This window comes from Pseudomonas fluorescens (genome assembly GCF_001708445.1).
Classification (GTDB): Bacteria; Pseudomonadota; Gammaproteobacteria; order Pseudomonadales; family Pseudomonadaceae; genus Aquipseudomonas; species Aquipseudomonas gorinensis.
The window spans coordinates 3,565,749-3,579,791 of the sequence record NZ_CP015637.1; the positions used below are offsets into that span (position 1 = coordinate 3,565,749).

The following is a 14,043-nucleotide window of genomic DNA, read 5'->3' on the forward strand; positions in this document are numbered from 1 at the left end:
TCTTTGCGGGGAGCCATCGTCCGCGCGCCGGGTTTGGCCGCGGCCGCGAAACCAGCGGTAAGTGCCGTTGTTGTGCTTGAGTCGATAATCCACGTCAAACGGTGTTTTGCCGCTGCGGTCGTCGACATGGGCGACGAACGCAGCGATAGCCCGTTCGCTGTCGTCGGGGTGCAGGCGCGAGGTCCAGCTTTCCAATGTATTGGGAAACTCCTCGACCGTGGTGTACCCCAGCAGTCGGCGCATTTGCGATGACCACCAGATGGTATTTTTCGGGTTCGCCGGGTCGCCGGCCACGACCTCGATATCCCAGAGCCCGTCATGGAGCATTTCCCGGGAGATGTCGAAGCGTGTCGCCGCCAGTTCCAGCACCTCGTCTTGCAGGTGTTGTTGGTGAATGTCCCGCAGGCTGCCACCCATCGCCACAGGCAGGCCTTGCGCATCGCGGCGTGAATCACCGCTGATCCTGCACCAGCGATAGTCGTCGCCCGATGGGGGCTGTATTCGCACGTCCAACACAAACGGCGTACGCCCGCTGCGATCGGCCAGGTGCCTGGCAAGGGTATCCAAATGGCGTTGACGGTCGGCCGGATGGAGCTGTTCGTTCCAATGGCCAAGCTGATCAATGCCCGGAGCCAGGATCGACGCAGACCCCGTCCACCTCATTGCGCATGCCAGTGACGGTGCAGCGGTTCCATTCACCTCCAGCTCCCAGAACAGTTCACCTGCGCCGTGGCTGACCAGGGCCCAGCGAGCCTCCCATTGCCGCAAAAGCGCGTCACGGCAGGCCACGCGCTCGTCCAGTTGGGTGACTTCCTGTGTCAGCGCGCGTGCCTGTTCTTTCAGGGCGCTGCGCTCTTGCAGCAATTGTTCGACGCCGGTCAGGATGCGTCGCAACAAAGGGTTGTTCGACGACAACGGCGTGCATGCCTGGTCAGGCTGGTCCAGTCTGTCGGCAAGCGGCGCCAAGACCCAGCGGGTGGTACGGCTAAAAAAGAGCATGGTGTACCTCTACCGGGTCAAGTCGGTTGAACCGCCATGGGGGGCGTGGGGCGTGCCGATAAGGCCTCGGTGTCAAAGGCCGTCGCCGCCGGCAGTGCCTGCCAGGCCAGTGGGCCGGCGGCTATTTCCTGGGCACTCAGCAAACAATGGTCGAGTTCGCGCTGCAAGACGCGGGTGTCGAGCCCCTGGCCGATGAAGACCAGCTCCTGTCGGCAGTCGCCGACAACGCTGTCCCACTTGGCCATGATGCCCTGCAACCGATATTCGTCCCGCGGCCATTGCGATGGCTCGATGAAGTTCCACCAGCGCCCGACATAATCCCACTGGAACTGCTTGCCGCTTTGCGCCAGCAGGCCGATTTCCAGGTGGCGGCTGGCGAGCCAGAAGTAACCTTTGCTGCGCAACAAGCGACCGTTGCGCCAGGGCTTCTGTAGAAACTCGAGCAAGCGCTGGGGGTGAAAAGGCGCACGCTCCCGGTAGACCCAGGATGTCACGCCATAGGTATCCGACTCGGAGGCCGGCGTATCGGTAGCTTCCATTTTACGCATCCAGCCCGGCGAGGCTGCGAGGCTGGGTAAATCAAACAGATGGGTGTCGAGGAGGCTGGACAGCGCGACGTTCCCGTGAGCCATCGGCATGATCCGCGCGCTCGGGTTCAGGCCAGCGAGGATCGCATGCACTGCCTGGTAGCCGGGCTCGTCGATCAGGTCCCGCTTGTTGACCAGAATGACGTTGGCGTACTCCACCTGTTCGATCAGAAGATCCGCCAGGTGACGCGTGGACGTGTGCGCCTCGGTGTCGGCGCGGGCAACGGTATCCGTCGATTCCAGCAGCGCCTGAAATTGGCTGCCATCGACCACCGTCACCAGTGTATCAAGGCGTGCCAGCTCGCTGAGGCTGAAGCCTTCGGTGTCGAGGAAGGCGAAGGTCTCCGCGACCGGCATCGGTTCGGAGATCCCCGTGGATTCGATAAGCAGGTAATCGAAGCGCTGCTGACGTGCCAGGTCACTGATCTGTTCCAGCAGGTCGGCGCGCAGGGTGCAGCAAATGCAGCCATTGCTCATCTCGATCAACTCATCGCGGCCACGGTGCAGCGAGACGTCGCGCTGCACCGATTCGGCATCGAGGTTGACTTCGCTCATGTCGTTGACGATGACCGCGACCCGCAGTCCTTGGCGATTTCGCAGGATAGCGTTGAGCAGGGTGGTTTTTCCGGCGCCGAGGAAGCCGGAAAGGACCGTCACCGGCAGTCGGCCCGCCTGGGCGCCTTCAATCATGCGTTCACCGCTTGGGCACCGGGGGCCTTATCCAAGTAGCTTTCGAAAAGATCGACCACGACGTAACCGTCATCTGCCGCGTCACCCCATAGATCTTTCACGCGAAACTCGACGTGGTAGGTAGGCTGATGGGCTGCGCTCAAGCCGCCGTGGCCAATGGCGTCGGGGAAGGGCCACTGCTCTGAGGTGCGGTGCAGGACCACGCCTTCCTTACCGCGCACGTAGGCCGGCATGCGGATATGCCCCGCCACATATTCGTCTCGAACCACAACCCGATCGCCCACTTCGAAGGGCGGCCTGCCGGTGATCGCCGGGCGACCTGTCGCATGGGCGGGGTTCGCCAGCTTGAAGTGGGAACCCAATGCCTGATCGAGCTCCGCCTGGGTGATAACGCCCGTTTCCACCAGCAGCGTGGCGGTCGCGATGATGTAGCGTTCGTAGTACTGGGTGCCGACATGCTGGCGAACGTCCAGGCGTTCGACGGCGTGACGCACTTCGTCCACGCTGAACTTTTTCAATTGGTCAACGCCGACAAACATCAAGCTATAGGCCAGGTGTTCCCAGTCCTGCTTGAAAACCTGTTTGTAGCTGAGGCTGTTGATGGTGTGCGGCACTTTGCCAAAGCCTTGGAAACCGCCGAGATCGTGAAAGCCATCCATAATGAAAACTCCGCAAGTTGAACGATGATGAGTTGTTTTTTCTCAGCCAACGCGTGGCAGGGCGACGCCAATCAGCACGTCTTTGGTCACCAGCTGTTGAAGCTGTTCTTCACTCATGTGCTCAGAGCCTTCAGGCCTTTGCGGCAACACCAGGTAACGGCTTTCGGCGCTGGTATCCCAGACTTTGATGACCGTGTCGCTCGGCAACTCCGTCCCCAGCTCGCGCAGTACGGTGCGCCCCTCCCGGACCAGGCGCGCACGAAACTCAAAGCCCTTGTACCACTCGGGTGGCAGGCCGAGGACCGGCCAGTTGGTGCAGGAGCACAGGCTGCAGACAATGACGTTCTTCACCCCCGGTGTATCTTCCAGGGCGACGATGTATTCGCCTTGTGGGCCGGTGTAGCCGAACTGCGCGCAAGCGGCTGTTCCGTCCTTGAGCAGCAGCGCCCGGAACTGCGGATCGACCCATGCCTTGGCGACCACGCGAGCGCCGTTCTCCGGGCTCCAGTCATGGGCCATCAATTGAGTGAGCTGCTCGACATAGCCCTCTGGGATGAGTTCCTTGCTCTTGAGCACTTGAAACAAGGCCCATGCTCTCTCACCGGGGGTCGAAGGTGTCGCGGTCGTGGAAATCGATGTACTCATGGGGTAACTCCTATCAGTCAACGCGGTTGAAAAGTCATTGCAACTTGCCGGTCTTTCTTATCGTTCTTCAGGGGGTGGCGGCGCCTGTAAAAGGCTCAGAGCGTGCGCCAGTCCACCGAGGCTTCAAACGCCGCCGCCGCTTGGTAAATCGTGCCCTCGGCGTAGTGTTTTGCGACCAGCATCAGCCCGACGGGCAGGCCGTCCAGCAGGCCACACGGAATCGACATGGCCGGATGCCCGGTGATGTCCTGTGGCGCGGTATTGCCGATCATTTCCAACGCGCGAGCCACGTACTCCGTGATCGAGCAGTTCGCTGGCGGGTGGGGTTGGGCCGTGATGGGCGTGGTCGGCATCACCAGCAGGTCATAGGTTTGCAGCGCTTTGTCGTATCCCTGCCGGGCAAAGCGTGCAAGGTTCTGGGCCTTGGCGTAGTAGCGTCCGTTGTAGCGCGACAGGCCGTATTGGCCGACGAACATGCAGAGCTTGAGCGACGCGGATAATTGGTCTGCGTGCTCGCGCCAGCTGGCTTGTTTGTCCAGCAGGCCGACATCGTAAAGTCCTTTCCAGTTAAAGCCTGCGCCGTTGCCATGCATCATCTGCATGGTCAAGCCTTCGCAACCGATGGGGTGCCACAGCAACCCCGCCAGGTTGTGCTCGGGAATGGAGACCGGCTCGACATGAGCGCCCAACGCCTCGAGTCGGGCGATGGCGTCGCGCACTTTGTCCGCCACGCGAGGGTCCTGGTTGGCAAGCGCGAACCCCTCTTGCAGCACCCCGATTCTGAGTCCGCTCACGCCTTTTTCCAGGTAACTGCAATAGTCATCGACCTGAGGCGCCGCCTGGCGCGGGTCGAGTCCGTCTGCACCGGCCATTGCCTGCAGCATCAGCGCGTTGTCGCGTACGTTACCGGTGATGGGGCCGACATGATCGATCGTGGCTTCAATCGCCATGACGCCGGTGTAGGGCACCAGGCCGTGGGTGGGCTTCATGCCGTAGGTACCGCAGAAGGCCGACGGGATCCGAATGGAGCCGCCTTGATCGCCGCCCACGGCGATGTCCACCTCACCGGCCGCAACCAATGCCGCGCTGCCTGATGAGGAACCGCCAGAGGCATAACCGTGGCGATGTGGGTTGTGCACCGGGGCTGGATCGGAGGTGTGGCTGCCTCCTGAAAGGCAGTAGTGCTCGCAGGTGGCTTTGCCGAGAATGGTCGCCCCCGCATCGAGCAAGCGGGTGACCACCGTGGCATCGAACCCCGGGACGAAGCCTTCCAACGGCGCTGCGCCGTTCATCATGGGGACGCCTGCCAGGGAGATATTATCTTTGAGCGCGACGGTTTTACCCGCCAGCAGGCCTTCGCGGGCACCATTCACTTCTGTTCGGTAGTACCAGGCGTTCAGAGGGTTTTCCTTGGCCGATGGGCGATAGCCTGAACTGCGGTCGTAGCGTATTGGCGGAACGAAATCAGCCAGTTCGTCGACCAGGTCGTAGGCGTCGAAACTCGGTTGCATCAGTTCCAGGTAGGACGCTGCCTGTTCGTGCGTCAGTTGCATGTGCAACTGGGTCGCGATGTCTAAAACCTGGTCGAGGGTAGGGCGAGTAATGGCCATGATTTTCCTGTCTTTTGATCGATGATCGACACACCGGCTCGGGATTGTTCGACAACCGTTTCGAGCCCGTGGGACCCACTGAGTCCGGGTCGCAATGGAGATAAAATTAGGCCGCTATGGCCGTATTTGCATGGTTGAGCAGGACACTCATTTGGTTGAAAAAGACATCTGCACTCAGAAGATAAAGATCAGATCGCTGCGCGTGCCGATAATAAAAAAAGCGAGGCATTGGCCCCTGCGCGCAACGGTTCGAAACCTCCCGGCAACATTCCCAGCACCAGCACACTTCGATTCGGTTTCATGATCAAATCCCTGCCAAAAAGGTGGCCCCCACCCCATGCGCTAGAGATGAGGGACCAAAAAATAATGGGGTGAACCCGGCGTCAGGCTGGAGGGAGGAGCGACGCCCTCCAGGACAGATGGGTCAGCGTTGAGTGTCAGGTGGGCGCGACAACGGCATCCCGCAACATGCCGGTGTGCGGATGACAGTTGATGTACTCGAATACCTGGCTTTTGGCGTCCGAGACCGATACCTCGTGGTACAGCCGCAACTTTTTCAACCCCGCGGCCACCCGAAAGAACGTCACGAAAATACGCAGGTGGGTAGGGTGCGATTCCGCCCAGCGTTCGAGTTTCTCGAGCGAACGCCAGTGACCGATGTTGTAGCTCACGTCGAGGAAGTTGCCGTCCAGGTCGATATTGCGTACGAACCGGTTGCTGTAGCAGCCCAGGGGCTGGCCGTTGTCGCGCAGGAAGTCCATGCCGTCCTGCAAGGTCGGCAGGATCTCGTCGAGGTACAGGGAGCGCTCCTCAGCTTCGGCATCCGCCCAGTCCTGGCCTGAACGAATCAAGGCGATGTTGTCATGCCCCATGATCACCACCCGACCACCTTTGGCAGGGTCACCGGCGACCACTTGCAGCTCGTTCGTGGGCTTCATCCAGTCTGTCTGGGATATCGGGAAACGGTCGCGCATCGATCCCCAGTAACCGTGCTCCTCGATTTCGCCACTGGTGCTGTCCATGACTGCGCCGACACCGGGCAGGTTGTCCTGGAAGGCGTAGAGGGTCTCAAACTGCTCGGCCCGCGGCGCGCTGATCTCACGAAAATAACCAAGGCCTTCACCGAGGCGGTCCTGCGAGGTCCACCAATCGTTGACCGCGGCCGAACGCAACCAGCGGCAGTGGGCGGCCGGGTCTTTCCAGTAACCCACGACCATCAAATTATCGAAGCCGCTGCTGTCGGTGTGGTGGGTCAGGTCGTGGGTCTGCGGGCCATCCGGCAGGCTGAAGCTGCTCACAATATGCCGCATGGCCTGCAGCGCGGCCTCGCGTTGTGCCTCGCCGCGATACTGCACGCCGAGATAACCCATCACCACTTGCTGCAGTTGTTCGTCAGCGCGTGCGACCCACATTGGGAAGGGGGGCTGATACTCTTCGGGCACGCGACGAGACAGGGTGCGTGGGCATTTGAGATGTGTGTCGATCGCAGATTCCATCTTGGGCTCCTCGTTATTTTCATTCAGGCATGCGGGTAGGATTCAACGCCCCGGTGGCAGGGTGGGTCTCCCGCTGTCGGTGCAGCAGCTTCATGGCCCCCCATTCGATCAACCAGTACACCGACTCTTCAGGCACGAGGTCGCGCGTGTGCAAAGGCCAGGAAGCGTCCGGCAAGGGGTGTGAACGTTGTCGATGCATGGGGTGCCTCATCAGTGCGGGGATGAGCTGCTGTGAGGTGAAAACTAGGCGGAACGGCGATGGGTCGCTTTGTTCGTCAGGACAACCGTTTGGTTGGAAAAGACAACGCTGGCACTGCCGGGCCATGATCGGGGTTGGTGCACCCAGGCCGAAAATGTGAGGCCCTGTGCCTCTGAATGGGGATGGCGGGCGCTTCAATCTCCACCCCGGGCTGGCGCCACCTCGATGCAAACCTCGTCGTAAAGCCCTTGGGATGTCCCTGCGTGTGCTTGGCCTGTTAATTGCTAACGGTGACAAACAGTTACACATCATCGAGCTCTTTTGCATTGCCGTACCGAGGTCAGTGCCATGAACCCAAGCACTCAGTATTCGACCCTTGCCGTTGCCGCACCCCGTCGCTTTGAATATTGGAAGGAAGTGGTTTGCCGCCATTGTCTGACGGCCGATAGCAAACCCTTGTCCCAGAGCAGTTTCGATGGTGCGCTCGCCGTCAATACCTTAGGCGATCTGGACATCTGTTCATTGTCATCGCCCCTGCATTATTGGGAGCGTTCCGAGCGCCACCTGCGCAGCGGTCCGGCCGAAGAACTGTGGTTGGGTTTCTCTCGAAATGGCCATGGTCAAATTGAACAGGGCGGCCGGAAAGCCAATCTGGCGTCGGGCAATTTGTTTCTTTATGACGCAACTCAGGCGTTTCGATTCAGCTTCGGTGGTACCGAAAACCACCTGGTCCGTATTCCTCGGAGCTTGCTCGTCGAACGTCTGCCGCGCATCGCGGACTACACCGCAATGGTCCTCGACGATCGGCGCCCTGGCGTAATCCCATTGCGGGAAATGTTACGTCAGGCCGCAAGTACGCCGGCATCGTTGCAGGACGAGGCCATCTCGAACCGTTATTCCAGTGCTTTGCTCGACCTTCTCGTCATCAGCCTGGAAGTGCAGGACTTGAAGACCACCCATGAAGAACTGGATCTCTACGGTCGCATCATGAAGTACATTCAACGGCACCTGACCGAGCCGGACCTGTCGATTGAAGTCATCGCGCAGGCCCACAACGTGTCCACCAGAACCGTTACACGCGCCTTCGCACGCTATCAGAAGACTCCCGTGGCCGAGATTTGGAAGGAGCGCCTCAACGCCAGCCGCGAAGCGATTGAACGCGGCCAGGTGCGCAGTGTTTCCCAGGCGGCACTGGATTTCGGGTTTTCTGATTTTTCCCATTTCAGCCATGCGTTCCGCAAGGCATTCGGCGTTGCGCCCAATACGCTGCTGCATCGAAATTGAGAGGGGGCGAGCGATCGAGCCAGGACCGCGCTTCAATCAGTCAGAGGCTGGCCTTTATCCGCGAGGCCGGCTCGTACCGACATGTGCGCGCGCAATACGTCAGTCGAACTTGACCAGGTCCTTGAAGATCAGCGGCCCCCAGCTGTTTCCGCGCGCCTGGACCAGCAGGCCACCTTCCGAAAGCCCGCCCAGTCGCAGCGGCGAGAAACCGAGATTGTTCGCAAGCGCAGCAACCTCTTCCGCCGCGCTGTCATCGTCGCTCGCCAGGAACACGACTCGCCTGCCGCCCTGGACCGCTGGATCCTGGTCAAGGACGGCAGCGACCAGATGGTTGAAACCCTTAACCAGTCTGGCCCCCGTGAGGGCCTGCGCGATGACCTCGGAAGAGGGCTGTCCTCCCAGTGTTTCTGGGGGCACGCCGTAAGCATTGGTCACGTCGATGATGATCTTTCCCGTCCAGGTTGGCAGCGCCTGTGCAACATCCCCGTGCGACTCGTACCGGACCGCCAAAAAGAGGATGTCCGCCTTGACGGCCTCCGCCAGCGTTGTGGCCGTGATCTGGGGGCCGATCGCGGCAGCCAGGGATGCAAAGCTTTCCGGAGCGCGAGTGGTCGCAACGGATACGTCGATGCCGCTTCGGGCAAAGGCCTTGGCAAGCGCTTGGCCGAGCTTGCCGAAGCCGATAATTGCGTAGCTCATAGCGTTTCTCCTCAGGTTTACCACGCCCAGCCGCTGCGAATATCGAATCGAGTGAGCAGCCGGGCGTAGCAGGTCAGATTTGGGCCAGGCCGCCGTCGACGGCGACCTCGCTGGCGGTCATGAAGCTGCTGTCGTGCGATGCGAGAAAGGCAGCCACCGCGCCGATCTCCACTGGATCGGCCATGCGCTGGAGCGGATTCATCGAGGCGAAGACCTTCATGCCTTCCTCACCTAGCGCTGCCTTCGCGAGTTCGGTGGCCGTTGGCCCGGGCGACAGCACGTTGACTCGGATGCCGGTGTCCTTCAGGTCTTGCGCCCAGCTGCGCGCGAGGTTGCGTACGGCCGCCTTGCTCGCGCTGTAGGCACTGAACGCCGGGGCGCCGGTGGTGCCGGCGCTCGATCCGGTGAGGATGATCGAACCGCCCTGGCCCATCAGCGGCAGCGCCTTCTGCACCGTGAAGATCAAGCCCTTCACGTTGGTGTCGAAGACTTCGTCAATGTGCTCGGCGGTGATTGTGCCGAGCGCAAGCGGGCTTCCCGCCCCGGCATTGGCGAAGACGATGTCGAGGGTTCCACGCTCGGCCTTCACCGCTGCGTAGAGCCGGTCGAGGTCGGCCTGATCAGAGACCGAGCCTTTCACCGCACGGACGTTGGGGCCTAGCTCGGCCACGGCGGCGTCGAGCGCTTGCTGCCGGCGGCCGAAGATGAAGACGAACGCGCCTTCCTCGATGAAGCGTTTTGCCGCGGCGAGGCCGATGCCGGTAGCGCCGCCGGTGATCACGGCGGTCTTTCCATTCAATCTGGTCATGACGTGCATCCTTCGTTGGAGTTGTACCCAAGCAGGAAATCGCTTGCTTGAGACGAGGATGCGGTGCTAATAACCTAAGGACAAGTATGCACCTTTTGGTAAGTATCAAAAAATGACCAGGAACTCTGAAATCTGCGGTACCGGTTGCGGGCTCAACGCCACGCTGCGCATCATCTCGGGCAAGTGGAAACCGCTGGTCTTGTTTTTCCTACGCGACGGCCCGAAGCGCTACGGCGAGCTCAAGCGTTTGATCCCAGGCGTCAGCGACAAGGTGCTGATCCAGCAATTGAAGGATCTGGAAGCCGACCACGTGCTGGCGCGGACCGATTACAAAGAAGTGCCGCCGCGCGTGGACTACACGCTGACGCCGCTGGGTCGCAGCCTGGCTGAGGCGATCGTGCCGCTGTGTACCTGGGGCACTGAGAACGCGGCGGAAATGGCAGGCATCTTCGCCAAGCGCGACGCTTTGCCCGAGGTTAAAGACTGAGCGCCTATCACGCCCTTTCACGTGACTGACGGCGGGCGCTTCAGTCCGTCGAGCGTGCTCAATACCCGCCGGACTCGATCTGCCACAGACATATCCCCCTCCAGCATCAATACCGTACAGGGCAGGGCAGACAGCCACTGCTGATGCCTGGCCAAGCTACGTCCAGGGGCGTCTCCCTCGTCATACTGAGCCGCCCACGCCAGAAACTCGGGCCTTGCTTGTCCGAAACGCTTGGCTTCTCGATGTTCCAATCGCGCCAACCTGAGTTCGGCAGGAAGATAAAGAAACACCACAAGGTCAAACTCACTTTCAAGCGGCTGGCCCCAGCCCATGATGGATCCGGCCACCACGGTGCGGCCATGCGCGTGCATTGCTTGTCGCAAGCGCGCGCCTCGCTGCGTTTTGTCTGCCAGGTGCTGATAGGGCGGGTCACTGGGTAGCCACAAATAGTCATCGGCTTCCAGGTGCGTCGCGCTCAACGCCTTGCCTAACGCATCGGCTAAGGTCGTGGTGCCGGTACCTGCCGCGCCGGTGATCAAGATGTGACGTGCTGTCTCTTTTGTCATTTCGCGTTCCGCCACCCGAGGACGAGTTTGCTCGCTGCGATAAGTGAACCGTGCGCCGCTGATGAGCGGGAGGCGTCGAGGGCGGCTTTAATATCTCGCCCGCTGGCTGACCACCTCACCGGTCGCGGCATCTTCCAACCAGACTTTGATTCGATTCAGCCCAATGTACTCCGAGCGGGCGATGATCTTCTGGCCGGGTTTACCCTCAAAATCCAGTTCTGCAAACATGAAGTACCGAGGCAAGCGGTATTCCAGCTGGATCTTGTATTTGCCGGGTATAAGGATGGCGCGCTGGGGCGAGTCGTTCCTGTAGTAGTACGTGGAGAAGGGGATGTTTCCGACCTTCTTATCGTTGATCCTGATGATGTTCAGGTCGGCTTGGCCATCCAGCAGGTGCCGTTGAGGCCGCCCCGCATACGTGTCGGTTTCGACGACGGTATAGCGCGACTCATCGCTCGCGTCGCTGGCGGTGACATTCGAGTAGGCGGGCATTTCGGCACAGCCGTGCAGGCACAGCAACAGCATCAAAAACGGGAGGGCAATCTTGCGCATTTAGACAGCCTGCATTTATCTGATGGAGAAAAGTCGGTGTTCAACGGATGACGACGCGACCCCCTTGTACGGGAATGTCGCGCGCATCCAAGCGGGGATTTATGGCTGAGCGGTCCAGACGGCCAGTTCATAGCCGTCGAGATCCGTGAAGTGGAACCTGCTGCCGCCTGGGAACGAGAAGGTCGCACGGGTGATGACGGCGCCCACGGCTTCAAGCCGTCGCTGGGTGTCATCGAGGTCATCGGCGTACAAAATGATCAAGGGGCCGCCCGGGCGAACGGGCTCGCCGGTGGTGAAACCGCCCGTCAAGCGGCCATCGCTGAATTCGGTGTACGTCGGGCCGTAGTCGACGAAGGTCCAGCCGAACGCTTCGCCGTAGAACGCTTTGCTGCGGGCAATGTTGGCCACATTGAATTCGATATTGTCGATCTGTCGATCGTGACCGCGAACGCTCATGGTTGCCTCCCTGGCGGATGTTTAAGGCGGCGAGTGTAACGTATCTGATACCGAGGTAAATATTCCTGCAGCTTGATCTGTTCGCCGATTTCAACTTCGTGGTCGAAACCGGCGCCCAGTGCATTTAGAACGTGTACTTGGCTGTCAGGCCGAAGCTGCGGGGGTTACCGTAGGTGTCGGTGGAACCCCAGATAGGGCTGGTGCCGATGGCGGAGTAGTAGGTGCGGTCAAAGAGGTTGTTGACGTTCACTTGCAGGTCCAGGTGCCGGGTCACCTGGTAGCCAGCCATGACGTCTGCGACGGCATAGCTGCCTTGTTCCAGGCGGTAGCGACTGCTGTCAGCGAGGACGACGTCGTTGTACATGCGACTCTGCCAGTAGACGTTGCCGCCGATGCGCAGTTTTTCCAGTGGGCCCTGGAAGCGGTACGACGTCGTGAGCTTGAACATCCGTTCTGGGGTGTCCGTGTCGAAGCGCTGGTTTTTGTTGGCGGCGTTGGTGTCCTTGATGTAATGCACGCGGGTGTAGGTGAAACCGCCGCCGACCTGCCAGTTCTCGGTGAGTGCGCCTTGCAGTTCCAGGTCGATACCCTGGCTGCGCACCAGCCCGGAGGCGTCGTAGCAGGTGAGCTGAGGGCAACCGAGCTGGGTCGCGGCTTGGGTGGCGCGGTTCTTCTGGTCGATCTGGAACACCGCCACGCTGGCGTTGAGGGCACCGTTGAAGTACTCGCCTTTGAGGCCCACCTCGTAGTTCTCGCCAACAATCGGCTCCAGCACTTTGCCCGAGAGGTCCTTGCTGCTTTGCGGGGTGAAGATATCGGTGTAGCTGGCGTAGACCGAGTGATGCTCGTCCAGGTCATAGATCACACCGGCGTAACGCGTCAGGTTGCGGGTGACTTTGTAGTCGCCGTTACCCTGGCGATCGTCGTAGTCATACCAGTCCAGGCGCCCGCCGAGAATCACTTTGAGCGGGTCGGCCAGGTTCAGGCGGGTGGTCAGGTAGACGCCGTCCTGGCTGGTGATGGCATGGCCTTTGCCATTGCGCACGAAGTCCGGTTTTGCACCATTGAGGGGATAGTTGGTGTCATAGGGGCTGTATTCCTTGGAGGTGGCGTCGAGGATGCGCTTGCTGGTCCCGACCACTACTTCGTGGGTGCGACCGAAGGCTTCGACCGGGCCGCTGGCGAAGGTGTCGAAGGCGTACTGTTTGTCGTCCTGATGCGACTGGTAGGCGGTTCTCGCCAGTGTGGTCCGGTAGCGCGACTGGTAGGTGCCGGTGAACACGCCGTCCAGTTGCGAGGCGGAGCCGGCGAGGTTGAGTTTCCAGCCATTGTCGAAGCGATGCTGCACGTCGCCGAACACCGTATTGATCGTCAGTTTCTTGTTTTCCCAGTCGCTGCCGGGGTTGGTGGAGCGGGGCAGGTTCAGGTGATGGCCGTCGGCGCCCAGGGGCAGGCCGCCCCAGAAGTAGTTGGTCTGGTCTTCCTGTTGCGAGAACCCCAGGGTGGCGGTGGTGTTTTCGCTGAGGTCGGCCTCACCAATGGCGTAGAACAGGCCGTGGTCGCTGGTTTCCTTGTCGCGGAAACTATTGGCATCGCGGTATGAGCCAACCACCCGGCCGCGCAGGGTGCCGCTGTCGTTCAAGGCGCTGGAAGCATCGAGTTCCCCGCGGTAGTCATCCCAACTGCCGGCTGCGCCGGTAATCGACACCTGAGGGGTAAGGGTTGGGCGCTTGCGCACGAAGTTGATTGCCGCCGAGGGGTTGCCGGCACCGGTAACCAGGCCAGTGGCGCCGCGGATCACCTCCACGCGGTCGAACATCGCCAGGTTAGGTTGCACACTGTTGGCGTAGCCGGAATAGGCGCTGGGCAGGCCGTCGAACATCATGTTGTCGATGTCGAAACCGCGCGATTTGTAGGTTTGCCGGCCCGGCCCGCTGGCTTGGCTGAGGAACAGCCCCGGCGTGTTCTTGACCACGTCGTTGACGCTGGTCATGGCCTGGTCGTCCATGCGCTGACGGGTGATGACCGTCACGGCTTGGGGCGTTTCGCGCATGCTCAGGGGCAGTTTGGTGGCGGTGGCCATCTCGCCGGTGGTGTAGGACTGCGTGCCTTCGGTGGTGTCGCCAAGCTGTTGGCCGGAGATTTCGGTAGCCCCCAGTTCCAGCGGTGCTGGTTTTTCAGTGTCGGCTGCGAAGGTCGCCTGGGACGTTGCCAGGCACATCGCCATCGCCATAAAACTGGGTGAAAAAACCTTGCCGCCTGGGTGTTGAACAGACATGAACCTGACTCTCCCTGAATACCATTCC

At 60.8% G+C, this 14,043-nt stretch carries 14 protein-coding genes and 1 pseudogene; 2 read left to right on the plus strand and 13 right to left on the minus strand.

Annotation, left to right across the window (positions count from 1 at the left end):
• From A7317_RS31325 to A7317_RS30070, 7 genes and pseudogenes are all read right to left on the minus strand, one after another.
• Nucleotides 1-999: pseudogene (locus tag A7317_RS31325) on the minus strand (PAS domain-containing protein); the annotation flags it as partial.
• A gap of 17 nt (nt 1,000-1,016) precedes the next feature.
• On the minus strand, nt 1,017-2,276 hold the full coding sequence (locus tag A7317_RS15730) for a GTP-binding protein (RefSeq protein WP_069076267.1): 1,260 nt from the start codon (nt 2,274-2,276) through the stop codon (nt 1,017-1,019).
• Nucleotides 2,273-2,935, minus strand: a complete 663-nt coding sequence (gene nthB, locus A7317_RS15735) for a nitrile hydratase subunit beta (RefSeq protein WP_069076268.1) — start codon at nt 2,933-2,935, stop codon at nt 2,273-2,275. Before nthB ends, A7317_RS15730 begins: the two co-directional genes overlap by 4 nt.
• Nucleotides 2,936-2,977: 42 nt before the next feature.
• Nucleotides 2,978-3,580, minus strand: coding sequence for a nitrile hydratase subunit alpha (gene nthA / locus A7317_RS15740; protein WP_024075762.1), 603 nt, complete (start codon nt 3,578-3,580; stop codon nt 2,978-2,980).
• A 95-nt stretch (nt 3,581-3,675) separates the two neighbouring features.
• Nucleotides 3,676-5,190: an amidase gene (locus A7317_RS15745; protein WP_069076269.1), complete on the minus strand. Its 1,515-nt coding sequence runs from the start codon at nt 5,188-5,190 to the stop codon at nt 3,676-3,678.
• A gap of 437 nt (nt 5,191-5,627) precedes the next feature.
• A complete protein-coding gene (locus A7317_RS15750; RefSeq protein ID WP_069076270.1) occupies nt 5,628-6,686 on the minus strand; it encodes a phenylacetaldoxime dehydratase family protein in 1,059 nt (352 codons plus the stop codon).
• Nucleotides 6,687-6,705: 19 nt separating this feature from the next.
• A complete protein-coding gene (locus A7317_RS30070; protein ID WP_081329218.1) occupies nt 6,706-6,885 on the minus strand; it encodes a hypothetical protein in 180 nt (59 codons plus the stop codon).
• Nucleotides 6,886-7,233: 348 nt separating this feature from the next.
• Between A7317_RS30070 and A7317_RS15755 the strand changes: the two genes are divergently transcribed.
• On the plus strand, nt 7,234-8,169 hold the full coding sequence (locus A7317_RS15755; RefSeq protein ID WP_024075759.1) for a helix-turn-helix domain-containing protein: 936 nt from the start codon (nt 7,234-7,236) through the stop codon (nt 8,167-8,169).
• Between the two features lie 99 nt (nt 8,170-8,268).
• Here the strand turns inward: A7317_RS15755 and A7317_RS15760 are convergent, their stop codons facing one another.
• Complete coding sequence (locus A7317_RS15760; protein ID WP_420492572.1) at nt 8,269-8,892, minus strand: NADPH-dependent F420 reductase; 624 nt, start codon at nt 8,890-8,892, stop codon at nt 8,269-8,271.
• A gap of 49 nt (nt 8,893-8,941) precedes the next feature.
• Nucleotides 8,942-9,676, minus strand: coding sequence for an SDR family NAD(P)-dependent oxidoreductase (locus A7317_RS15765; RefSeq protein ID WP_069076272.1), 735 nt, complete (start codon nt 9,674-9,676; stop codon nt 8,942-8,944).
• Between the two features lie 112 nt (nt 9,677-9,788).
• Here A7317_RS15765 and A7317_RS15770 point away from each other — a divergent pair, with 112 nt between their 5' ends.
• Nucleotides 9,789-10,163: a winged helix-turn-helix transcriptional regulator gene (locus A7317_RS15770; RefSeq protein ID WP_024075756.1), complete on the plus strand. Its 375-nt coding sequence runs from the start codon at nt 9,789-9,791 to the stop codon at nt 10,161-10,163.
• Nucleotides 10,164-10,180: 17 nt separating this feature from the next.
• On the opposite strand, the gene A7317_RS15775 is transcribed toward A7317_RS15770, so the two are convergent.
• From A7317_RS15775 to A7317_RS15790, 4 genes are all read right to left on the minus strand, one after another.
• Nucleotides 10,181-10,729, minus strand: coding sequence for an AAA family ATPase (locus A7317_RS15775; protein WP_069076273.1), 549 nt, complete (start codon nt 10,727-10,729; stop codon nt 10,181-10,183).
• An 87-nt stretch (nt 10,730-10,816) separates the two neighbouring features.
• Complete coding sequence (locus tag A7317_RS15780) at nt 10,817-11,281, minus strand: hypothetical protein (protein WP_069076274.1); 465 nt, start codon at nt 11,279-11,281, stop codon at nt 10,817-10,819.
• Between the two features lie 99 nt (nt 11,282-11,380).
• The gene (locus A7317_RS15785; protein WP_024075753.1) at nt 11,381-11,737 is read right to left on the minus strand and encodes a VOC family protein; all 357 of its coding nucleotides are present in this window, start codon (nt 11,735-11,737) and stop codon (nt 11,381-11,383) included.
• A 124-nt stretch (nt 11,738-11,861) separates the two neighbouring features.
• Complete coding sequence (locus A7317_RS15790) at nt 11,862-14,015, minus strand: TonB-dependent siderophore receptor (RefSeq protein ID WP_069076275.1); 2,154 nt, start codon at nt 14,013-14,015, stop codon at nt 11,862-11,864.
• Nucleotides 14,016-14,043: the final 28 nt, after the last annotated feature.

Excerpts from the sequence above, each read along its gene's own strand:
- A7317_RS15730 (WP_069076267.1), bottom strand. The coding sequence starts at position 2,276 with ATGATTGAAGGCGCCCAGGCGGGCCGACTGCCGGTGACGGTCCTTTCC.
- nthB (WP_069076268.1), bottom strand. The coding sequence starts at position 2,935 with ATGGATGGCTTTCACGATCTCGGCGGTTTCCAAGGCTTTGGCAAAGTG.
- nthA (WP_024075762.1), bottom strand. The coding sequence starts at position 3,580 with ATGAGTACATCGATTTCCACGACCGCGACACCTTCGACCCCCGGTGAG.
- A7317_RS15745 (WP_069076269.1), bottom strand. The coding sequence starts at position 5,190 with ATGGCCATTACTCGCCCTACCCTCGACCAGGTTTTAGACATCGCGACC.
- A7317_RS15750 (WP_069076270.1), bottom strand. The coding sequence starts at position 6,686 with ATGGAATCTGCGATCGACACACATCTCAAATGCCCACGCACCCTGTCT.
- A7317_RS30070 (WP_081329218.1), bottom strand. The coding sequence starts at position 6,885 with ATGCATCGACAACGTTCACACCCCTTGCCGGACGCTTCCTGGCCTTTG.
- A7317_RS15755 (WP_024075759.1), top strand. The coding sequence starts at position 7,234 with ATGAACCCAAGCACTCAGTATTCGACCCTTGCCGTTGCCGCACCCCGT.
- A7317_RS15765 (WP_069076272.1), bottom strand. The coding sequence starts at position 9,676 with ATGACCAGATTGAATGGAAAGACCGCCGTGATCACCGGCGGCGCTACC.
- A7317_RS15770 (WP_024075756.1), top strand. The coding sequence starts at position 9,789 with ATGACCAGGAACTCTGAAATCTGCGGTACCGGTTGCGGGCTCAACGCC.
- A7317_RS15775 (WP_069076273.1), bottom strand. The coding sequence starts at position 10,729 with ATGACAAAAGAGACAGCACGTCACATCTTGATCACCGGCGCGGCAGGT.
- A7317_RS15780 (WP_069076274.1), bottom strand. The coding sequence starts at position 11,281 with ATGCGCAAGATTGCCCTCCCGTTTTTGATGCTGTTGCTGTGCCTGCAC.
- A7317_RS15785 (WP_024075753.1), bottom strand. The coding sequence starts at position 11,737 with ATGAGCGTTCGCGGTCACGATCGACAGATCGACAATATCGAATTCAAT.
- A7317_RS15790 (WP_069076275.1), bottom strand. The coding sequence starts at position 14,015 with ATGTCTGTTCAACACCCAGGCGGCAAGGTTTTTTCACCCAGTTTTATG.